Source organism: Leptotrichia massiliensis, assembly GCF_900104625.1.
Taxonomy (GTDB): domain Bacteria; phylum Fusobacteriota; class Fusobacteriia; order Fusobacteriales; family Leptotrichiaceae; genus Leptotrichia; species Leptotrichia massiliensis.
The window spans coordinates 419,432-441,518 of record NZ_FNVZ01000004.1 but is presented as its reverse complement, the minus strand read 5'-3'; the positions used below and the strand labels follow the sequence as shown (position 1 = coordinate 441,518).

Below are 22,087 nucleotides of genomic sequence, written 5' to 3'. Positions count from 1 at the left end.
TTTCCTTTTCTAAATATCTTTTTCTAGTCTTATTTTTTTCATCCATAAATGATTTAGTACAAATATCAATATCGCTGCAGTAATAACCATATATTTGTTATTCAGGTTAATATCAGTAATTCCTTGTATTGCCCAAGCTGCTAAGGCAGTTTTTGTTCCAATTTCAAGTGCAATTAGTCTAGAATCGTAATTTTCACTATCTTTTGAAAAACTTATGCCGATTGCTTTTATAAGTATACTTATAAAGAAGATTACTAAAAAAGTAAATCCTATAATTCCAAAATCTAAAATGAATTGTAAATATGTACTATGGGTATGAACATAATAAATTTCCCATTCACTTAAATTATCAAGAAAATTTTTATACACATAATCTTTAACACCTATTTTTTCATAATATTCAAGGTTAAATACTTTTCTATCTTCTGCTTGCCAGCCAAATATGGGTTTTTGCTTAAATGCTTCTGCTCCAGTCTTCCAAAAAATGACTCTTAAATTACTGGATGGATCATTTTTATAGTTTACTATGTATTGTAATCTGTTTGAGATTGAACTTGGTAATACAAAATAACCTCCAAAACATATTAAAATTCCTATTAAAATATATCTTTTTCTTATTTTGTACAAAATGTAAAAAATTGTTGGTATTAGGCAAATATAAACCATTTTAGATCTATTTACAATAACCAAAAATAGCAACAGTACTGATAAAATACCTAGGGAAATTTTAATTATTATATTCTTCTTATTATCATTGTTTTTATAAAAAAATAAGAATGAAAGCAAAAATAAAAGTACCAAACACATAATGTTAGCAAAATCCTGAACAGTTAAAATAGCAGTAACTCTTGGATAAGAAAATCCTACTGGGTGAGCCCATTCATCATAGTTTTTTATAAAATTAATGGTAGCTAAAATTGAAATTATTGTTCCACCAAATAAACATGCCTTCAAAAGATTCAAAACTTTTTTGGTGCTGCTTAAAAAATAAGCAAATGGAAAAAATAATAAAAATCTTAAAATATAATTATCCAATCGAGTGTTGATTCCACCATCAAAATGTGCTATTACAAATGGCATGAACACAAATAATAATAATATTATTGAAAATTTTATATCTATATTTTCCAAAAGTTTTTTTCTATTTTCTTTTAGAAACATACTAATAATAAATACTACTAGCAACGAAGGAATTAAAACATTATTTTCAAATTTTTCTGATAAAAACAGAGATATTCCAACTAATAAACTCAAGATATATCCTATTATATTTATAGTTACGTTAAATTTATTTTTCATATTTAATTATTTTCATCCTTTTTATATTTTTTAAATTCGTTTTATAATTTCATTATAAACTCTATCTACACTAATTAAAGGAATCCCTTTATAATAGTCTTTTTTATATTTATGCTGATTTTTAGGAATTATTACAATATTATTTTCATAAAATTCATTGTCTTCAATAACATTGCTTTTTTCAGTCCAAGGAAAAAATCCTAAAGCTCGTTTTCCTGGTCCAAAAATCCCAATTACAAATGGCTTTTCAAATCCGCTGGCAATATGAACTGGAGAGCTGTCATTTCCTACAACAATATCAGCTTTTGAAATCAATGCTCCAAATTCCACAAGATTAATTTCGCCACGAAAATCAATAACATTTTTATCGTTTGGAAAATCTAAAAGCAACTCTTTTTCAGATTTTGATCCAGTTATCCCAATAAAATAATTTTTATTTTTTTTCAATTTTTCAATAACTTCACGATATTTTTCTATCGGCCATATTTTTTCAGGTCTTTGACTTCCTGGTGCAATTAATATTAATTTTTGTTCTTGATTTTCAAAATATCCATGATTTTTCAAAATTTTATCAATTTTAACAAAATTTTCTTTTGAAGGATAAATTCTAATTGGAATTTTTTCCCCTTTGTATTCAACCAAATCAAGCAATCTTTCCACTTCATGTTTTTTCATATCATAATGAACCTTCTTATTTAGAAGAAATGAGCCTGTTGCTACATCAAATCCAACAATATCGGGAATTTTTGCTAATTTTGCAAGCAATATAGATTTTATAAATCTATGTGGTATCACAGCATAATCATATTTTTTTTGTTTCAATATTTTTAATACTCTCAAAAAACCTTTTATTCCTTTATCTTTTCCCTTTTTATCATAAAGCAAGATTTCGTGTAAGTTAGGATTATTGCTTAGCACGCTCTGATTTGTCGGCAATGTTAAATAATCAATTTCTGATTCAGGATACATGTCCTTTAATCTTTGTATCAAAGGTGTCGATAGTACAATGTCCCCTATAAATGCAGTATGTATTATCAATATTTTCATTTATTCTCCCTTTTATAAGTACCAATTTATTTACAAAACTCCTCATAAGAAAGGATTTTTTATACACAAATTACTCAAATTCTCAAAAGATAGATTGTCAACGAATCAATATATTTAAGATTTGAGTAAGAATAGTTATAATTTTTGAATTTCTATATACAGAGTTATTATATCATATTTTAAATAATTTTATATCATAATTTTTAAAAAAATATGTTTTTTATCGTTTATTTATTATGGGAAAAACTTTATTTAAAAAAGATATATAAAAATTAAATAAAAATAAAAAACTCTCATTAAATATAATTAAATAATTTTTAGTTATTCTAATTATACTAATAAATGAGAGTAATAATTTTTTATTTGAATATGATTAAAAGAACTCCTGCAGCAACTGCTGATCCAATTACTCCAGCGATATTTGGTCCCATGGCGTGCATTAACAGAAAATTTTTGGGATTTTCTTCTTGTCCGAGTTTTTGTACAACTCTTGCTGCCATTGGTACTGCAGAAACTCCTGCTGATCCAATCATTGGATTTACTTTTCCGTTTGAGAGTTTATACATTATTTTTCCAAATATTACACCACCAACTGTTCCAAACGAAAATGCGATTAACCCTAAAATAATAATATTTATTGTCTTAAAACTTAAAAAAGTTTCTGCATTGGCTGTTGCTCCAACTGTCATTCCTAATACAATAGTAATACAGTAAAGCAGTGCCCCTCGTACGTGTTCAACTAAATTTGAGACAATTCCAGCTTCTTTTATAAGATTTCCAAGCATTAACATTCCAATTAACGGTGCTGATGATGGAACTAAAAGAATCACGATAATTGTTACTGCTATTGGGAAAATAATTTTTTCACGTTGGCTTACAAATCTTAGTTGTGTCATTTCTACCATTCTTTCTTTTTTTGTTGTCAAAAGTTTTATAATTGGTGGCTGAATAACAGGAACCAAAGCCATGTAGGAATAGGCTGCAATAGCAATTGAACCTAGTAAATGTGGGGCTAATTTGGTTGTGGTATAAATTGCGGTTGGTCCGTCAGCTCCACCGATAATTCCAATTGAGCCAGCTTCTTTTCCTGTAAATCCAAGTAAAATTGCTCCTATAAATGTTACAAAAATTCCAAATTGTGCAGCAGCTCCTAGTAATAAACTTTTTGGATTTGCAATAAGTGGTCCAAAGTCTGTACTTGCTCCAATTGCTAAAAATATCAACGGTGGATAAATACCTAATTTTACTCCTTGATAAAGATAGTACAAAAGTCCGCCTTTTTCCATAAGTCCCTCATTTGCTACAGCAGGCAGGTTTGCCAATAGCATTCCAAAAGAAATTGGAAGTAGTAAATATGGTTCATATTGCTTTTTTATTGCTAGATATAATAAACTTAAAGCTATTATTATCATAATAATCTGTTTTACAGTTATCATTGATAATCCTGTTGTTCCGTAAAGAATTTTTAGTAGTTCCATTTCAAAACCATTCCTTTCCATAAGGTTTTATAGTGATACGGTATCACATTTCTATGTCTAATTTTAAGATAGATAGATATACTATAAAATTGATTTTTATTGAGTATATCAAAGAATAAATTTTAAAAATATTTTTATGATAATATTACTAAAGTATCGCCAGTGTTTACAGTACTTCCTTTTGATACTTTAATTTCAAGAATAGTTCCGTCTTTTGGTGCAACAATAGGATTTTCCATTTTCATAGCTTCTAGTATCACGACTTCATCTCCAGCTTTTACCTTTTGTCCAGTTTCTACTTTTACATCAACAATAAGACCCTGCATAGGTGCATTTATCATTTCACCGTTTTCAATGGAATTACTAACTTCATTTAGAGGTGAATTATCTTCGATTTTTTTTTCTCTTGGTTCATTATTTATGTTGTTTGAAGTATTAATAGAGCCTTCTTTTTCTGAAACAGCTTCAACTTCTACTTCATAAACTTTTTCTCCAATTCTAATTTTGTACAATTTAATCATATTTGTCATACTCCTCATTTATTAAAGTTTACTTGATCTCTCTTATATTTTTTACTCTTATGTAGCAGTTTTCATTATCTCCAGCCGCTTCAATTAGAGCTGCCATCATCGCTGCCATCATAGTTTCGTCCTTTATTTTTTCCATACTAAATTTTTTTTCATTATCAATGGTTTTTAAATCAGATTTCTTTGAGTTTTGTACAATTTGATTATCATTTCTTTTTTTATTTATAATATCCTGTTTCAATTCTTCAGAATTTGAAAAATATTTAAAAAATGATAATACAAATGAAATCAAAAATAATATAAAAAAAACAATACTCATACTTATAATGGTAATGTAAATGGCATCCCCAATTGACACAGCTGAATTTCCAAATAAAATACTTTTCATATTTTAATTTTTCCTTTCAAATTTTTAAAATTAATTTTACAATTTTTCTAAATTTTTAATAAAATTATTCTAAAATCAAATGTAAAAGTTTTAAATATTTTACTCAAACTCTGAGCTGTATGAATTTATAAGTTAAATTTTACAGAGTTTGAGCATTATTCATTTTATTTTATAATAACTGTCAAATCTTTCCTTGTGGGAAATTTTCATCTTGTTTCTTAAATGAACCATATCAGATATGATTTTTTCCTCTATATGTGTTAATTTATCCCAGTCTATTAAATGTTCTTCATCACGTGTCTTATTAATTTCTATGTCCAGTTCTGATATTTTTTCAAGTAAAGCTTTTTTGTTCCATCTGGTATTTTCGTACCATTCTGATATTTCCTTTAATTTATTTTTGAAATAATCTATATCTAAATTCATCGTTTCACCTCTCTTTATAACGGCTCAAACACCAGATTTGAGCTACATAGCCTAAACCAATACTTTAGTTTTTGCTATCTCAATAAACAACTAACAAAAAATTTACTGTACCCCAAAATGTCTTAAAAAATTACATTAATATTTTGAATTTTCACCTCCTCTTTATTATCTATTCTAGTCTCTTTATCTTTTTTTTCAGAATATTTTTCTTTTAAATAACCTTTGGCAATTTGTGGAAAACACGCATAAGTCAATACATCTTCATCAGATTTCGCCAAATCTCCAATTTCAGATTTCATCGTATCATATTCATCCTTTAGTAAATCAGCAGGTCGTCCAGTAAATACCTCTTCATCTCCAACTATAGTTTTTTTAATGTTTTCATCAATTGGGACAGGTGATTTTCCATACATTCCTTTCACATAATCTTTTATTTCCTTAGGAATCATATGATATTTTTTTCCAGTTAAAATATTCATAACAGATTGTGTTCCAACCATTTGGCTCATTGGAGTTACAAGTGGTGGGTAACCTAAATCCTTTCGAACTTTTGGAATTTCACGGAGAACATCTTCATATTTATCTTCCGCCCCTTGAGATTTTAGTTGCGACAATAAGTTTGAAAGCATTCCTCCTGGTAATTGATATTCTACAATATTTGGCTCAACTCCCAAAGCCTTTGGATTTAATGTTCCGTTATCAATGTATTTTTTTCTTATTGGTTTAAAATATTCAGCTACTTCTTTCAAAAGTTCTAAATTCAGTTCAGTGTCATATTCTGTTCCTTGCAAAGTCCTTACAAGTGGTTCTGTACATGGCTGTGAAGTTCCTCCGCCAAATGGAGAAATAGCAGTATCCACAATATCTACTCCTGCATCAATAGCTTCAATTATGCTCATTTCTGCAAGTCCTGCTGTAGAATGTGTATGCAATTCAAGTGGAATATTTAAAACGCTCTTTAATTCGGTTACTAGAATAGAAGCCACATTTGGTAATAAAATTCCTGACATATCCTTTATTGCAATAGAATCTGCACCCATACTCTGCATTTCAAGTGCTAATTTTTTATAATATTCTATCGTATGAACAGGACTTATTGTGTAACAAATTGCAAGTTGGCTATGTCCACCGTATTTTTTTGTACTTTCCGAAGCTTTTCTAATATTTCTTGTATCATTTAAAGCATCAAATGTCCTAATAATATCAATTCCATTTTTTATCGAAAGTTCAACAAATCTATCTACAATATCATCTGCATAATGTCTATATCCCAGTACATTCTGTCCTCTTAATAACATTTGTAATTTTGTATTTTTAGCTCTTTTCCTAATTTCTCTCAATCTTTCCCAAGGATCTTCATGTAAAAATCTGATTGCCGCATCGTACGTTGCACCACCCCAGACTTCCATTGCATGATATCCGATTTTATCCATAGTTTCTATTATTGGAAGCATTTCGGCAGTAGTCATTCTTGTTGCCATAAGTGACTGATGTCCGTCTCTTAGTGATGTTTCCGTTATTTTTACTTTCCCCATAAATTCCTCCATTGTTTAGTAAACATTTAAAAATTGCTATTCAAAAAATAATGGTCCTGCATTTACAATATGTTCTGGCATATTTGGATATTTTGTGGCAAAATTTTCTCTAAACATTTTAGCTAGTTTTCTTGCTGCTGCACCATATGCTTCCTTATTTGCCCAAGTGTCTATAGGGTTTAACAATTCACTTGGAACATTTGGACAATATTGTGGAATTTCCACATTGAAAATCTCATCATGTCTGTATTCTACTTCGTCTAATTCACCGTTCAATGCAGCAGTAACCATCGCTCGTGTGTATTTTAAGTTCATACGGTTTCCGACACCGTAAGGACCACCAGACCATCCTGTATTTATCAAAAATACCCTTGTGTTGTGAAGTTCTATTTTTTTACCTAGCATTTCTGCATAAACTAATGGATCTAAAGGCATAAATGGTTCTCCAAAGCAAGTTGAGAATGTAGGTTGTGGCTCTGTAATTCCACGTTCTGTTCCAGCCAGTTTAGATGTAAATCCTGTTACAAAGTGGTAGATTGCAGCATCTTTTGACAGTCTGGAAATAGGAGGTAAAACTCCGAATGCATCTGCCGTCAGAAATATTACAACACTAGGAATTCCACCAATTCCTGGAATTTGTGCATTTTTTATATGATTAATTGGGTAACCAACCCTTGTATTTTCTGTCAAACTTTTATCATAAAAGTCAAATTCACGTGTTTTAGGATTCATTACAACATTTTCCACAAGACTTCCGAATTTTATTGCATTATAAATATCAGGTTCGTGCTCTGGATCAAGATTTATACATTTTGCATAGCATCCTCCTTCAAAGTTGAAAATACTATGATCAGACCATCCGTGTTCATCATCACCAATTAACTTACGATTAGGATCTGTTGAAAGAGTAGTTTTCCCTGTTCCTGAAAGTCCAAAAAATACAGCAGTTTGACCAGTTCGTGGATCCATATTGGCAGAACAGTGCATAGGAAGCACATCAATTTCAGGCATTATAAAATTCATTATTGAAAATACACTTTTTTTAATTTCTCCTGAATATTCTGTTCCACAAATAATACCGACTCTTGCTTCGTAATCAATAATTATTGCAGCAGACGAATTTATCCCATCAATTTTAGCATTGCATTTAAAACCAGGTGCTGCAATTATTGTAAAGTCAGCATGTCCATAATCGTTTAATTCTTCTTCTGTTGGACGTATTAACAATTGATGGATAAACAAGTTTTGGCTTGCTCGTTCATTTATTATTCTAAATTTTCGTCTGCAAGTTGGATCTGCTCCTGCCATTCCATCAAATATGAAAATTTCACGATTTTGTAAATATGCAATTAATTTATTATAAATAGAATCAAATTTTTCTTTTTCAATAGGTTTATTTACATTTCCCCAGGCAATTTTATTATGAATACCAGCGGTATCAACAATATATTTGTCTTTAGGTGAACGCCCTGTATATTTCCCTGTTGTTACAACTAAAGCACCTGTATCCGATAAGGTTCCTTCCGCTCTTTTTAAGGCATGTTCAATCAATTCAGACGGTGTCAAGTTTCTGTAAATTTTTGCCACATTTACAATTCCTAGTTTTTCCAAGTCTTTTGTCACTTTTTTCATAATACTTCCTCCACATGTTTGAAAATTTTAATAATATTTATATATTTTCATTAATTAGTTTTTTGTAATTTTAGATAAGAAAAATCCCTACACTATAGTAGGGAAAGACAAAACAATATTAATTTTTAAAACTTTAATTTTAAATATTTTGATTTTGAATTTTTTGGGTAATGTTAAATTTGTAATAATGTTCTTTTAAAAATTAAGTTAAAAGAGTTTCAATAATTTACTTTAAAAAAATTATGTTTTATTGTGAGTCTGTATCAAAAAAATACAATTTTATAGTGAACATTTTTTTAAAATGTATTTTAAAAGACTATTTAACAGCACTTTTAAGATCCATATCTACTATATAATTGTTTATATTTATATTCAACATTATTTTCTCCCTACATTAATATTATCCCATATTTTTTCCAAAAGTCAATGATTTTTATAAACTTTTAATTAAAAGATTATTCTATGAAAGATTAAATTTATTATAAAGATATTATATAAAAATTTTTTTAAGAAAAAAGGACAATGTGTTTAATCAATGTCCTTTTTTGTTTATTTTTTATTCTTTAAAATTTCTGCAAAATCTAGAATATCATCTACAACAATTGAATGTAAATTAGTATTTCTCAATTTTTCAAGGCTTTTCAGTCCATAGCCTGTTTTTATTAAAACGGGAGTAATCCCCAATTTTTCTGCTGGAATCAAATCAGTTGGCCTATCGCCTATCATAAAGGAATTTTTAGTATCAATATTAAATTCATTTATCGCCAGTTCAAAATTACCAGTATTCGGCTTTCGGCAATTACATTCAATACCATATTTTCCAGTTCCATTTGGATGGTGTGGGCAAAAATATGATTTTTCAATCTTTATCCCATGTTTTAACAAATCTTTTTCAATAAAATCCTGTAATTTTAAATAGTCTTCTTCTGTGTAATATCCTCTCGCAATTCCAGATTGATTTGTTATAATCGCAAATTTATACCCTAAATCACGTAATTCATGAAGTCCTTTAATTACATTTTTTTCGTATTCAAAATCTTCGATTTTATATAAATATGATTTCTCTACATTTATTACACCATCTCTATCCAGCAGGATAAATTTATTTTTCATAAAATTATATTCCTTTTTATTAAAATATTCACTAATTTACTTTATATTAACCTCTATTTAAATAACGAATTTATTACAAATTTTTCTAATAAAGGGTATAAATCTAATATTTTTAAATGATTAAATTTTTAAATCAAATTCTAGTATAAATAACCCGTCGGAGAATTTTTCTGTGCTGGCAAAACTGTTTGAGCATAGCGAGTTTTTTGTCAGTACAGAAAAATGTCGTAGACTGGTCATAGGTTGTAGGATTTGCGACAATGAGCAATCCTACGAAAATAAAAAAGTTGAATGATTATGAATTAGCTGTTGAACCCCCCTATTATAAAAATTTATTTTCATTTTTAAACGAGGTTTAGTATTAATTTAATTAAAATAATTACTCAATCAAAATTATAAAGGCATGGCATGTGATACCCTTACATTAAGTTAATTCATTACAACATCTCTTATAAAGAACTCTCCACCAATTGATACAAATCCTAGATTTTTAACTTTTGGATTTACTAAGTAAAGTTTTTGTTTTTGGAACAAGATTGTAACTGGCTGCTCTTCAGAGATAAGTTTTTCCATTTCCAACATTGCTGGAACTCTTACTTTTGGATCAGCAGAGCCTTTTACAATTTTTGTTAGTTCATCATATCTTGCATTTTTGAAATCTCCACGATTATTTGCGTTTTTGCTCTCAAATAAATCTAAATATGTAATTGGATCTAGGAAATCTCCAGTCCAGTTCATAAGTGCAATCTGGTAATCACGTTTTTTAGTTCTTTCAATACGTTCTTTACCAGTTACAACGTCTAATTCAACATTTGCACCTAAGTTATTTCTCAAGTTTTCTTGAATATATTCAGCAATAGCTTTTCTGCTTCCTGTGTCGTTAAATAAAATTTCAAATCTTGGAAGTTCTGATAATCCTTCTTCTCTAAGTCCTTCTGCCAATAATTTTTTAGCTTCTTCTGCATTAAATTTAGGTTGGTCAGTTGTAACTTCAGAAGCGAAATCTTTTTCAAGTCCATTTAATCCAATTCCACTTGGAGTAAATGCTTTAGTAATTTTTTCAGAACCTTCAAGGACTTTATTGATAAGCTCTTCTCTGTTTATCGCCATAGTTAATGCTCGTCTTACTTTTGCGTTTTTAAATACATTTTCTCCTGTGTTGAATAACAAATAGTAAATTCCACCATCATCTGCTTTTACAAGTTCTTTTTTTCCAGCAAATTCTTTTGCTTGTTCAAATGTAACTGCTGTTACGTCAACTTCTTTATTTTTAAAGGCATTAACAGCTGAATCTGTAGCTATTATTTTTAATACAACATTATCTGTATTTACATTTTTAGCATCCCAGTAATTAGGATTTTTCTTAAATTTTAGTTCTGAATCATGAGTCCAGCTTTCTAATGTATAAGGACCGTTTGAAATCGTAAATTCAGCTTCTGTAAAGTATTTATCTTTTACTTCAGCATAGTATTTTTGATTTAACGGCATAAATGATTTAAATGTAACTAAATCATCAAAATATGGAGTAGGTGCTTCCAAAGTTACTTGTAAAGTCTTATTGTCAATAACTTTTATTCCAACTTCATTTTCTGAAACTTTTTTAGAATTATAGTTTTCTCCATTTTTTATTACGAATAGCATACTTGCGTTACCCGCTGCTGTGTCAGGATTTAACCCACGAAGCCATCCTGCTCTAAAGTCATTTGCAGTAACAGGATCTCCATTGCTCCATTTTACTCCATCTCTTAAATGAAATGTCCATACAAGACCATCTTCTGATTTTTCCCATTTTTCAGCAATTCCAGCTACTGATTTTCCAGTTTTATCTTTTCTCAAAAGTCCTTCCAAAATCAATTCATCAACAGTTCCACCTGGAACATCTGTAGTTATTTGTGGATCAATTGAAGTTGGTTCTGTAACAATATTTAATGTAAATGTGCTGCCATTACCTCCATTTTTATTTCCACATGAAAGTGCAAACATTAGTAACGTTAATATTAAAAGCAGTTTTTTCATTAATATATTACCTCCTATTTTTAAATATTTCTTGAAAATAAATAAGGGGGTATAACATGATACCCCCATAATTTAAGTTATTTTAATGATAGATTTCCAAAATAGTATTCTCCACTAACTGCAACAAATCCAAGTCCTTGAACTCTTTCACTAACCAGATATTGTTTTTGTCTATGGAAAAGCACACCAACCGGTACATCTTCTGCGATTATTCCTTCAATTTTAACAAGTGCAGGAATTCTGACATTTTGATCGGCTGTTCCTCTGACAGTTTTAACTAAAGCATCATATTGAGGGTTTTTATATGAACCATAGTTAGTTCCACCTGTTGATTCAAATAAATCTAAGTATGTAATTGCATCAGGATAATCTCCAGACCATCCTGCAAGAACTAAGTCAAAGTTTTTTTGCTTCATTCTTGAGAATCTTTCTTGAGCAGTCATTATTTCCAGATTTAATTCAATACCTAAATTTTTTCTTAACTGTTCTTGAATATATTCTGCAATAACCTTATTGTTTCCACTTTCATTAATTAACATAGACATATCAGGGAATTTTGTAGCTCCTGTTTCTTTAAGTCCTTCTTCAAGTAATTTTTTAGCTTCTTGAGGATTATATCCTAATATTGAAGTAGGAACTTCCTCTGTGAAATCTTTGTCATTTAATCCTTTTATTCCAATTCCTTTTGGAACAAGAGTTTTTGCAGCAGTTCCATATCCATTTAATATGTTATTTACTAAACCTTCTCTGTCAACTGCCATAAGAAGAGCTTTTCTAATTTTTACATTTGCTAGTGTCTTATTATTAAAGTTAAATAATAGATACCACACTGACCCATCGTTATTTGAAATTAGTCTTGGATTGTCTTTAAATCCTTTGGCTTGTTCAGCTGTAATTGAAGTTACATCTACTTCCTTGTTATTAAACGCATTTAATGCTGAATTATTATCAGGAATTATTTTATATACAACATTTTCTATTTTTACATTATCCGCATCCCAGTAATTAGGATTTTTTTTGAATACTATTTCTGAGCCATGTGTCCAGCTTTCCATAGTATAGGGACCTGAAGACATAGTTTTATCAGATTCTGTAAAATACGCCTCCTTTGTTTCATCAAAGAATTTTTGATTTAACGGCATATAAGTTTTAAATGCTACAAGACTGTCAAAATATGGAACTGGAGCTCCAAGTTCTACTTCTAGAGTCTTGTCGTCAATAACTTTTATCCCAACTTCTTCGGCAGTTCCTTCTTTTTTATTATATTTTTCTGCATTTTTTATTGGATAAAGCATGTATGCATATTCAGAAGCTGTTTCAGGTTTTAATGCACGAAGCCACCCATTTTTAAAGTCTTGGGCAGTAATTGGATCACCGTTGCTCCATTTTAGATTATCCCTCAAATGAAATGTCCATTTTAACCCATCTTCTGATTTTTCCCAATTTTTAGCAAGTCCTGGCTCAAATGTTCCATTTTTCCCTTTTCTAGTCAATCCTTCCATTAAAAGATCGTTGACAGTCCCTCCTCCAATATCTGTTGATATTTGCGGATCAATAGATTTTGGTTCATCCGTCAGATTTAAAGTAAACGTCTTGGCGCTTCCTCCACTTTTTCCGCAAGACATGATGAAAACTAACATCATCAATAAAAATAACATCTTTTTCATAAAAATTCTCCTTCTATATTATATATTTTTTTACAAATAAAATTATAATAAACAGCTTTAGAAACATACATTTAAGCAGTATCCTAAATTTGTATTTATCTTTAATTAACTATTTTATGTAAGTATTATCAAGTACAAAATCTTTTCCTATTGGACTGAATACAATATTATGAACTCTTGGATTCAGTAATTTTGTATTTTGTCTGTAGTAAAGTAATCCCACAGGCATATCTTCTGCAATTATTCTTTCCATTTCAATCATATCTTTTACTCTTTCTTCCTGATTTCCGGAGCTTTTAACTTTTTTCACAAGTTCATCGTAACGAGAGTTCGAGTAATCTGAATAGTTGTTTCCATCTTTTGTCAGGAATCTGTCCAAGTAGGTAATTGCATCGTTATAATCTCCATTGTAGCCTGCAAGGGCGATTTCATAATCTCTTTGCTCCATTTTATCCAGTCTTGACTGGAATGTCATTCCTTCGATTTTAAGGTTTACTCCTAAATTTGTTCTCAAACTTTCCTGGATATATTCAGAAATAACCTTATTATTTCCAGAATCATTGAAAATCATTGTTAAATCAGGTAATTTTGATAATCCTAGCTCTTTTAATCCTTCAGCTAGCAGTTGTTTTGCCTTTTGTGGATTATAAGCTGGGAAAATTTTTCCTGCTTCTTCAGAGAAATCTTTTGAAACGCCTGTAATTCCTACTCCTTTTGTAGTATAAGTATAAGCTGCTTCTCCTGTATTGTCAAGAACATCGGTAATTAATTTTTCCCTGTCTACTGCAAGTGACAACGCTTGCCTAATTTTTTTGTTTGCAAGAACTTTATTTTTCATATTATACGTCATATACCATACAGAACCGTCTTTTGTAAGTAATTTACGTTTATCATTTTTAAACTCTTTAGCCTGCTCGATAGAGATGTTTGTTGAGTCAATTTCTCCATTTTTAAAGGCATTTACACTGGCATTTGCGTCATTTATGAATAACATTTTTACAAATTTTAATTTGATATTGTCCTTATTCCAATAATTTTCATTTTTTTCAAATACAATTTCTGAATCTCTTGTCCAGGATTTTATTGTGTAGACACCTGATGAAATTGACGTTTCAGGAGATGTCATATACTTTTCTCCGACTTTATCGTAGAATTTTTTATTAAGAGGAGCATAAGTCTGTATTCTTACAATTGAATCAAAGTATGTAAGCGGATTGTTCAATGTAACTTCCAATGTGTAATCATCAACAACCTTTATACCAAGCTGATTTTCATCTTTAATTTTTCCTGCATTAAATTGTTCGGCATTTTTTATGTAAAATAATTTATCTGCATATTCTCCTGCCGTTTCAGGCTTTAATGCTCTAATCCATCCATCTCTAAAGTCTTTAGCAGTAATAGGGTCTCCGTTGCTCCATTTTGCATTTTTTCTCAAGTGGAATGTCCACACTGTTGAATTCTCGTTGTGTTCCCACTTTTCTGCCACACCAGGAAGAGATTTTCCATCTTCTGACTGTCTTGTCAATGTTTCAGCGATAAGTGAATCCACAAATTCTCCTGTTGAATCATTTGCAAGCTGCGGATCATAAGATTTCCCCTCTTCCTTTAAGTTGAGTTTCAAGGTTTCTGAATCTCCGCTTCTTCCACACGAAATTACGAAAGCCAGTAATATTGTAAAGATTAGTAATATTTTCTTCATATCCGCACTCACCCTTTCTTTTTGTTCAAATAAATTTAGTAAATTTTTTTCGTTATTAATTTTAGTTATCCACTCAGATAATTTTTATTTGAATGGAAAATATGGATACTATTTTGTTATAGATGCGTTATAAAAATCAATAGAATCTCCAACTGAACGTATTACAACGCCTTTTAACTTAGGATTTATCAAATAAACCCCCACTTCGTAATAAAGCGTTGAATATGTAAAGTTATTTGCTAACAATTTTTCCGCTTTTTTCATCGCATCCATTCTAGTTTTATTGTCTTGATTAACTTTAGCCAAGTCAATTAATTTGTCATATTCAGGATTTGAATATTTAGCAAAGTTAATATCCTTTGCCTTTGAGTGGAAAATTTCCAAATAAGTCATAGGATCTGCATAATCAGGTCCCCAGGCATATCTTACAATTTCAAATTCTCCAGCTTTTGCACGTGCAATTCTTTCTTTTTTAGTAAGAACTTCCACATCTACATCAATTCCCAATTTATCCTTCCATTGAGATTGATAAAATTCAGCTTCCTTTTTACCAGTTCCATTTTCATCTACCAATAAATGTAATTTAACTTGTGCAGGAGTCATATTCAGCTCTTTTAGCCCTTCTTCAAACAGCTGTTTTACATTAATCTTTGCATACTCTGCAAATAAATCTCCAGATTCTTCCCTAAAGTCGCCTTTTTCACCAGCTGTTCCGTTTGAAACAATTCCAGAACCTAGAATTCCAGCTCCATTTAAGATACTATTTACAAGTTCTTTTCTATCAATTGCAAGAGATAACGCCTCTCTTACCTTTTGATTTTTCAGTACAGGATTTGACGTATTAAATCCTAAGTAATAAACTCTTCCATCAGGAAATTTATGTAACTCAGGTTTCCCCTCATAGTTTGCCATTTTTTCAACTGAAATTTTTGTCAAGTCTAATTCTTTATTTTCAAAAAGATTTGTAGCGGCTTCAAAGTCAGTTACAATTAAACCTGTAAGTGTATCAACCTTTATATTTTTAGCATTCCAGTAGTTAGGATTTTTTTTCATAACAACTTTATTGTCGTGTACCCATGTTTCCATTATAAACGGTCCATTGTAAATAGACTTGTTAGCTTCAGTTGCATATCCATCTCCATTGGAAGCCAACGCCTTTTCATTAACCGGGAAATAGATTGGCATAATTAATGTCTTTAAAAAGAATGGTGCAGGTTGTGACAATGTAAATTCAAGCGTGTAGTCGTCCTTTGCCTTTATCCCAACTTTTTCAAAATCCTTTAATTTTCCAGTATTGTAATCTTCCGCATTTTCAATATAATAAGCAAGAAATGCATACTCAGAGGCTATTTTTGGTTCTATTCCTCTTTTTATACCATTGTAGTAGTCTTTAGCTGTAACTGGATCTCCATTGCTCCATTTCATCCCTTGCCGAATTTTAAATGTCCATACTTTCCCATCATCTGACTTAGTCCAGCTTTCAGCTCCAGCAGGAACAATGTCATTTTTATCATTCAATCTTACAAGGCTTTCATAAGTCATGCTTGTAATAAAAAGTCCGCTCATATCAGTCAAAATTTGTGGATCTAATGAAGTCGGTTCAGCTTCCATATTGAATGATACGGAATTTCCAGCAGCTTTGCTTCCTTTCCCGCAAGAAACAATAAACATTGATACAATTAAGCAAAATACTAAAAAAGTTTTTTTCATAGAATACTTCCTTTCCAAATTGTTTATTATATTTTTTGTTACTTTATTTTATTAAATAAGCCCTTTTTCCTTTAAAAAAGAAGTTTCCACAAAGTGTCCTGGCTTATATTCAGTTAATTCAGGAGTTTCAGGGATAATACCTATTTCAGAAGCATCTCCCATTGGACTTCTTAAATATGATTCATCCATATCAATTTTTGATGTTTTCTTGAAATCAGGATCTGCTATTGGTACAGCGGAAATAAGAGACTTTGTATAGCTATGAACAGGGTCGCTGTAAACAACTTCTGGAGTTCCCAGTTCTACTACTTTTCCACGATACATAACTGCTACTCTGTCTGAAATATATTTTACCATTGACAAATCATGTGCGATAAATAGTAAAGTCAAATTTCTTTCTTTTTGCAAGTCCTTTAATAAATTTACAACTTGTGCCTGAATTGACACATCCAGAGCTGAAATTGGCTCATCACACACTAACACTTCTGGATCAACGGCTAATGCTCTTGCAATCCCAATTCTCTGTCTTTGTCCTCCAGAAAATTCGTGCGGAAAACGGCTCGCATGCTCCCTGTTTAGTCCAACAATTTCCAAAAGGCTGTAAACTCTTTCCATTCTTTCCTGTTTTGAAGTTGCTAGCTTGTGAATATCAATTCCTTCAGCAATAATATCTCCGACAGTCATTCTTGGATTAAGCGAGGCTTGTGGATCTTGAAATATCATCTGCACTTTTTTTGTAAATTCTTTTCTTCCATAAGATTCTACTGGTTTTCCGTTAAATAAAATATCTCCATTTGTCTTTGTATAAAGTCTACTGACAGTTCTTCCAAGTGTAGTTTTTCCAGAACCTGATTCTCCTACAAGACTTAGAATTTCACCTTTGTAAATGTCCATTGTAACATTTTCCACAGCCTTTAAGACTTGTCTTTTTTTCATTGGAAAATATTTTTTTAAGTTTTTCATTTCTATTAGTTTTTCTTTTTTATTTTCGTTAACTGACATTATTTCCCCTCCATTCCTTCATTTTTTAATTCATCAGATTCCTCTGATTCAAAAGGAGATTTTATTTTTGGAGCACCGTCAACATAAAGCCACGATTTTACAAAATGTCCATTTCCTAAATCAATCATTGGAGGTTTTCTTTCATAGTCAATTTTCATTGCATATTCAGAACGTGGTGCAAATGGATCTCCTACAGGTGGTTTTAATAAATCTGGAGGAGTTCCCGGAATAGAAGCTAATTTTTCTCCAATTTTCATATCCAGTCTTGGTAAAGATTTCAAAAGTCCCCAAGTGTAAGGATGTTTTGGATTTTTGAAAAGTTCCCTAACAGGAGCTTCTTCCAATTTTTCTCCAGCATACATAACAATTACTCTGTCGGCAGTTTCAGCGACCACTCCCAAATCATGTGTTATAAGTATTACGGCAATATTTAATTCTTTTTTCAGTTCATTTATCAAATCTAGTATTTGTGCTTGAATTGTAACGTCTAAAGCCGTTGTTGGTTCATCACAAATCAATAAGTCTGGTTCACACGAAAGAGCAATGGCTATAACTGCTCTTTGTCGCATTCCTCCAGAAAATTCATGCGGATATTGATGGAATCTTTCTTCAGGTTTAGGAATACCAACTTTTCTAAGCATTTCAATGGCTTGCTGCTTTGCTTCTTCCTTTGTTACATTTTTATGAATCAAAATTCCTTCCATAATTTGTTTTCCAACTTTAATCGTTGGATTAAGTGATGTCATAGGATCTTGAAATATCATCCCGATTTTTCCACCACGAAGTTCTCTCATTCTTTCAATGGAAGCCTTTACTAAATCTTCGCCTTCAAAAAGTATTTCCCCATTTTTTATTTCTCCTGGAGGCATTGGTATTAATCTCATAATTGTCTGTACGGTAACTGATTTCCCCGAACCAGACTCTCCAACGATTGCAAGTGTTTCTCCTCGATCTACAGAAAAGCTAATACCTCTAAGAGCTTGAACTTCTCCAGCATAAGTATTAAAAGAAACACTCAAGTCTTTTACTTCTAATAATTTTTTTCCCATTCTCTAATCCTCTCTGTATTAATATGGATTGTTATATATTTTAAAATATTAAAAAAACTTAGATAAAAACCTTTTTGATTAATAAATATTTTTTCTTTATTGAATTTATTAATTTAATTTATTTAAGCAAGGGTATCAATCGCCATTTCCCTTTATTTCGCAATAATAGTTATTTTAACATATTTAAATAACAGCATATTAAAAAGAATGGCGAAAGTGCTACGCACTATCCCTGGCTTGTCTAAGCATTTTTTGAAAACAAAATTGAAACTCGCTACGTAAAACTTCGCTCAAACAGTCAATTTTATTTCCAAAAAATCACGACGTTTTTTATAAAATTTTTAAATTTTTAATCTCTTAATTTTGGATTCAATGCATCATTTAAAGCATCTCCAACTATATTAAATGCCAATGTAATTAATGAAATTACAACTGATGGAATAATGAATAAATATGGATATGAAGTCATATTTACGAAACCATCAAATACCAAGTTTCCAAGTGAAGCCTGTGGAATTGGTACTCCAAGTCCAATGAAACTTAAAAATGCTTCTGTAAAGATAATGTTTGGTATATCTGTTGTAAGTCTTATTATTATTACACTTAATGTATTTGGAATTAAGTGTTTTAGAGTTATCCATAAAAAGTTTCCACCAAGTGATTTTGAAGCTAATACAAATTCATTTTCCTTTATTTTTAGGACTTCTCCACGAACTAATAGTGAATAATTTAACCATCTTGTAAGAGACATTGCGATAATTATTGTTTTTACACTATTTCCCATTACAACCATTAATAAAATTATATAAATCATTGATGGAATAATTAGTAAGATTTCTACAATTCTAGTCATTATTGTATCGATAATTTCGCCAAAATATGCTGATACAGCCCCATAAATTGTTCCGAAAACAACACAGATTGCAGCTGTAATCAACGATAATTCCATTGAAATTCTTATTCCTTGTGAAAGTCTTGCAAACAAGTCACGTCCAAGGTTATCAGTTCCCAAATAATGTCCTTTTCCAAGCCCTTTTGTTGGACTTAAAAATTTAGCTGATAAGTCTTGAGCTCGATAAGAATATTTTGTCAAACTTTGTCCAAATATTGCTAAAAATAAGAAAACAAGAGTTATTCCCAAAAATGACAAAGCCAATTTATTTTTCTTGAATCTTCTCCATCCATCCTGCCAGAATGTTAAACTTGGTTTGTAAATTACTTCACTTTGAGTAGTGTTTGCACCCACGATTTCAAAATCTTCAGGTGTCGGGATATAATTATTTTCAGTTATAATTTTTTTTGTATTTTCTGCCACTATATCTCATCTCCTTTTCCAAGTTTAATTTTAGGATCAACTAAAACATACACAATATCAACAAGTATCATCATTATGATAAGGAATATCGCATAAAACACTGTAACTCCAAGTACCATCGTATAATCTCTGTCGTTGATACTGTCTACGAAATATTTTCCCAATCCTGGAATTGAAAACATTTTTTCAATTACAAATGAACCAGTCAAAACTGCTGCAATTGTTGGACCCATTATTGTAATAATTGGTAAAATTGCATTTCTTAAAGCATGCCTAAATACAATATTTTTTGGTTTAACTCCTTTTGCAATAGCCAGTCTTATATAATCCTGTCCCATTACTTCGATCATTTTATTTCTTAATAAACGTGCAATCAATGCCACTGTATAAAGTCCCAGTGCAACAACTGGCAATATTTTTTTCTCAGGTCTATCCCATCCAGACAGTAAAATTCTTATAAGTGGTAAATTATACTGATCTATTAAAATCCCATTATGTACATCCACAAAATATTTCTGCATTAACCCAGCCAATACAAAACTTGGTACAGATATTCCAATTATAGCTACAATCATCGCTAACCTATCCTGATATTTTCCTCTTTTCAGAGCAGCAACAATTCCAAGTGGAATTCCTAAAGCCAATGCAAAGATAATAGATCTGGTTCCCAAATCTGCTGATGTCAAGAAACTTTTCTTAATAACATCATTAACAGTTCTTCCACGAACTTTCATGGATGCTCCCAAATCTCCTTTTGCTATGTTTTTTAGATATTCAACATATTGTTCTCCCAATGGACGGTCCAAATGGTATTTTGCCATTAGATTTTCCTTTACTTTAGGTGGAATCGCTTTTTCACTTTGAAACGGATCACCAGGTAACATATGTATTAGAAAAAATGTAATAGTAATAACTAGCCACAACGTTACAAGCCCCATTGCGATTCTTTTAATTAAAAACTTTAAAATATTTTTCATACTCGCTTCCTTTCGCAAAAATTTTTATATACCTATATTATATCTTATACCTAGTCATATTTGCAAGCAATTTTGTTTATAATGTGATTTTTTTTACTATTAATTTTTTTTATGCTTAAATAATGGTTCTCTAAATATAATATATTTAACAATTTTCACAAAAAAATAGTCCAAATAAAAATTTAGACTATTTCAAAATAACATTGTAGTAACAATATCTAACTTAAAAATTATAGTTATCCTATTAAAATTTTAAAATGGTTTAATGTTAAAAAATTAAACAAAAAATTGTTTTTATTATTTTAAACTCAATTTTTATATGTATTACAACGATTTAACCATCCTGCTAGCCATTTTCTTTCATTTTTTGAAGGGTCAGAATTTTTTACCCGTCTTTCAAGCACAAATTTTGCAGAGTTACTAAATTCTTCAAGTGCTGCTTTTCCACTACCAGTACCTTTCATATTTTCTAAAACTTGAAGAAGTCCCCAGCCATCTCCCTTATAAGTTTCAGTTCGAGAAGTCCCTTCGCCTTTGAAATTCACATAATCAATCAACGGATATAACCCATTTGGAGATTGTGCAACACGGTAAAATTGTTTTTTTACATTTTCTGGATTATTAGCTACTTCCAGCATTTTTTCTAAAGAATTTTCAAGCCGCTCAAAAATAAATGAGACTTGAATAGCCCTTGTATTGTAAAGAAAATTTGTTAATTCAACAATATCAGTATTTCCAACACTTCTAAGTTTAAAAAGCTCTTCTTGGCTTTCCCACGGTGAATAGCTATTTTCTTCAATAATCTTAGGTAATCTTATATCATGTTTTCTATAATAATCTACAAGTTGCGGAAAGCTCTCTGCAAACCTTCCTCTTTGCCCTTGTTTATACCAAATAAAATGTCCAATCCCAAGTGATGGAAAATCTTCTCCAGTATTCCAGTAAACAAGATCTTCTTTTTTTCCTCCAGCTTCATTTTTAAAAATTTTCTCAGCCACAATATCAAGTTCAGCTTTTGAAATTGTAAGTCCTGCTTTTTTATTTGTATCCACAACCTCAGGTTTTTGGGTAGTTTTTGTCATATTTTTTTTAGAAAGCCCAAATGAAGAAATCGAAATTGCTATAACAAACGCTAAAATTAATAATTTAGATTTATTTCTTTTCATAAATATACTCCTTTTTTATTAAAAATACTAAAGTAATTTTA

General features: G+C 30.4%; 18 protein-coding genes. All 18 read right to left on the bottom strand.

Annotated elements, in window-relative coordinates; genetic code table 11:
• Nucleotides 1-9 precede the first annotated feature (9 nt).
• A complete protein-coding gene (locus BQ5344_RS03375; protein WP_021769850.1) occupies nt 10-1,299 on the bottom strand; it encodes an O-antigen ligase family protein in 1,290 nt (429 codons plus the stop codon).
• Between the two features lie 30 nt (nt 1,300-1,329).
• Nucleotides 1,330-2,346 (bottom strand): glycosyltransferase family 9 protein, encoded by a 1,017-nt coding sequence (locus BQ5344_RS03370; protein ID WP_071124151.1) that lies wholly within the window; start codon nt 2,344-2,346, stop codon nt 1,330-1,332.
• A gap of 359 nt (nt 2,347-2,705) precedes the next feature.
• Nucleotides 2,706-3,824: a sodium ion-translocating decarboxylase subunit beta gene (locus BQ5344_RS03365; RefSeq protein ID WP_083378179.1), complete on the bottom strand. Its 1,119-nt coding sequence runs from the start codon at nt 3,822-3,824 to the stop codon at nt 2,706-2,708.
• A gap of 134 nt (nt 3,825-3,958) precedes the next feature.
• On the bottom strand, nt 3,959-4,345 hold the full coding sequence (locus BQ5344_RS03360) for a biotin/lipoyl-containing protein (protein ID WP_071124150.1): 387 nt from the start codon (nt 4,343-4,345) through the stop codon (nt 3,959-3,961).
• Nucleotides 4,346-4,373: 28 nt separating this feature from the next.
• Complete coding sequence (locus BQ5344_RS03355) at nt 4,374-4,739, bottom strand: OadG family protein (RefSeq protein ID WP_071124149.1); 366 nt, start codon at nt 4,737-4,739, stop codon at nt 4,374-4,376.
• 159 nt (nt 4,740-4,898) lie between these two features.
• A complete protein-coding gene (locus BQ5344_RS03350) occupies nt 4,899-5,165 on the bottom strand; it encodes a hypothetical protein (RefSeq protein WP_021769855.1) in 267 nt (88 codons plus the stop codon).
• Nucleotides 5,166-5,287: 122 nt separating this feature from the next.
• Nucleotides 5,288-6,700 (bottom strand): oxaloacetate decarboxylase subunit alpha, encoded by a 1,413-nt coding sequence (locus BQ5344_RS03345; protein WP_036071537.1) that lies wholly within the window; start codon nt 6,698-6,700, stop codon nt 5,288-5,290.
• Between the two features lie 36 nt (nt 6,701-6,736).
• On the bottom strand, nt 6,737-8,332 hold the full coding sequence (pckA, locus tag BQ5344_RS03340) for a phosphoenolpyruvate carboxykinase (ATP) (RefSeq protein WP_071124148.1): 1,596 nt from the start codon (nt 8,330-8,332) through the stop codon (nt 6,737-6,739).
• A gap of 549 nt (nt 8,333-8,881) precedes the next feature.
• The gene (locus tag BQ5344_RS03335; RefSeq protein WP_071124147.1) at nt 8,882-9,445 is read right to left on the bottom strand and encodes a D-glycero-alpha-D-manno-heptose-1,7-bisphosphate 7-phosphatase; all 564 of its coding nucleotides are present in this window, start codon (nt 9,443-9,445) and stop codon (nt 8,882-8,884) included.
• 429 nt (nt 9,446-9,874) lie between these two features.
• A complete protein-coding gene (locus BQ5344_RS03330) occupies nt 9,875-11,461 on the bottom strand; it encodes a peptide ABC transporter substrate-binding protein (RefSeq protein WP_071124146.1) in 1,587 nt (528 codons plus the stop codon).
• Between the two features lie 77 nt (nt 11,462-11,538).
• Entirely contained in the window at nt 11,539-13,128 is a 1,590-nt protein-coding gene (locus BQ5344_RS03325) for a peptide ABC transporter substrate-binding protein (protein ID WP_071124145.1), read from the bottom strand.
• 109 nt (nt 13,129-13,237) lie between these two features.
• A complete protein-coding gene (locus BQ5344_RS03320) occupies nt 13,238-14,827 on the bottom strand; it encodes a peptide ABC transporter substrate-binding protein (RefSeq protein WP_071124144.1) in 1,590 nt (529 codons plus the stop codon).
• 108 nt (nt 14,828-14,935) lie between these two features.
• A complete protein-coding gene (locus tag BQ5344_RS03315; protein ID WP_071124143.1) occupies nt 14,936-16,537 on the bottom strand; it encodes a peptide ABC transporter substrate-binding protein in 1,602 nt (533 codons plus the stop codon).
• A 51-nt stretch (nt 16,538-16,588) separates the two neighbouring features.
• Nucleotides 16,589-17,539, bottom strand: a complete 951-nt coding sequence (locus BQ5344_RS03310) for an ABC transporter ATP-binding protein (protein ID WP_071124142.1) — start codon at nt 17,537-17,539, stop codon at nt 16,589-16,591.
• Complete coding sequence (locus BQ5344_RS03305; RefSeq protein WP_071124141.1) at nt 17,539-18,588, bottom strand: ABC transporter ATP-binding protein; 1,050 nt, start codon at nt 18,586-18,588, stop codon at nt 17,539-17,541. Before BQ5344_RS03305 ends, BQ5344_RS03310 begins: the two co-directional genes overlap by 1 nt.
• A 349-nt stretch (nt 18,589-18,937) precedes the next feature.
• Nucleotides 18,938-19,903, bottom strand: a complete 966-nt coding sequence (locus BQ5344_RS03300) for an ABC transporter permease (protein ID WP_071124140.1) — start codon at nt 19,901-19,903, stop codon at nt 18,938-18,940.
• A complete protein-coding gene (locus tag BQ5344_RS03295) occupies nt 19,903-20,880 on the bottom strand; it encodes an ABC transporter permease (protein ID WP_071124139.1) in 978 nt (325 codons plus the stop codon). Before BQ5344_RS03295 ends, BQ5344_RS03300 begins: the two co-directional genes overlap by 1 nt.
• A 308-nt stretch (nt 20,881-21,188) precedes the next feature.
• Nucleotides 21,189-22,046, bottom strand: coding sequence for a hypothetical protein (locus tag BQ5344_RS03290; protein WP_021768217.1), 858 nt, complete (start codon nt 22,044-22,046; stop codon nt 21,189-21,191).
• Nucleotides 22,047-22,087: the final 41 nt, after the last annotated feature.

Excerpts from the sequence above, each read along its gene's own strand:
- BQ5344_RS03375 (WP_021769850.1), bottom strand. The coding sequence starts at position 1,299 with ATGAAAAATAAATTTAACGTAACTATAAATATAATAGGATATATCTTG.
- BQ5344_RS03370 (WP_071124151.1), bottom strand. The coding sequence starts at position 2,346 with ATGAAAATATTGATAATACATACTGCATTTATAGGGGACATTGTACTA.
- BQ5344_RS03365 (WP_083378179.1), bottom strand. The coding sequence starts at position 3,824 with ATGGAACTACTAAAAATTCTTTACGGAACAACAGGATTATCAATGATA.
- BQ5344_RS03360 (WP_071124150.1), bottom strand. The coding sequence starts at position 4,345 with ATGATTAAATTGTACAAAATTAGAATTGGAGAAAAAGTTTATGAAGTA.
- BQ5344_RS03355 (WP_071124149.1), bottom strand. The coding sequence starts at position 4,739 with ATGAAAAGTATTTTATTTGGAAATTCAGCTGTGTCAATTGGGGATGCC.
- BQ5344_RS03350 (WP_021769855.1), bottom strand. The coding sequence starts at position 5,165 with ATGAATTTAGATATAGATTATTTCAAAAATAAATTAAAGGAAATATCA.
- BQ5344_RS03345 (WP_036071537.1), bottom strand. The coding sequence starts at position 6,700 with ATGGGGAAAGTAAAAATAACGGAAACATCACTAAGAGACGGACATCAG.
- pckA (WP_071124148.1), bottom strand. The coding sequence starts at position 8,332 with ATGAAAAAAGTGACAAAAGACTTGGAAAAACTAGGAATTGTAAATGTG.
- BQ5344_RS03335 (WP_071124147.1), bottom strand. The coding sequence starts at position 9,445 with ATGAAAAATAAATTTATCCTGCTGGATAGAGATGGTGTAATAAATGTA.
- BQ5344_RS03330 (WP_071124146.1), bottom strand. The coding sequence starts at position 11,461 with ATGAAAAAACTGCTTTTAATATTAACGTTACTAATGTTTGCACTTTCA.
- BQ5344_RS03325 (WP_071124145.1), bottom strand. The coding sequence starts at position 13,128 with ATGAAAAAGATGTTATTTTTATTGATGATGTTAGTTTTCATCATGTCT.
- BQ5344_RS03320 (WP_071124144.1), bottom strand. The coding sequence starts at position 14,827 with ATGAAGAAAATATTACTAATCTTTACAATATTACTGGCTTTCGTAATT.
- BQ5344_RS03315 (WP_071124143.1), bottom strand. The coding sequence starts at position 16,537 with ATGAAAAAAACTTTTTTAGTATTTTGCTTAATTGTATCAATGTTTATT.
- BQ5344_RS03310 (WP_071124142.1), bottom strand. The coding sequence starts at position 17,539 with ATGTCAGTTAACGAAAATAAAAAAGAAAAACTAATAGAAATGAAAAAC.
- BQ5344_RS03305 (WP_071124141.1), bottom strand. The coding sequence starts at position 18,588 with ATGGGAAAAAAATTATTAGAAGTAAAAGACTTGAGTGTTTCTTTTAAT.
- BQ5344_RS03295 (WP_071124139.1), bottom strand. The coding sequence starts at position 20,880 with ATGAAAAATATTTTAAAGTTTTTAATTAAAAGAATCGCAATGGGGCTT.
- BQ5344_RS03290 (WP_021768217.1), bottom strand. The coding sequence starts at position 22,046 with ATGAAAAGAAATAAATCTAAATTATTAATTTTAGCGTTTGTTATAGCA.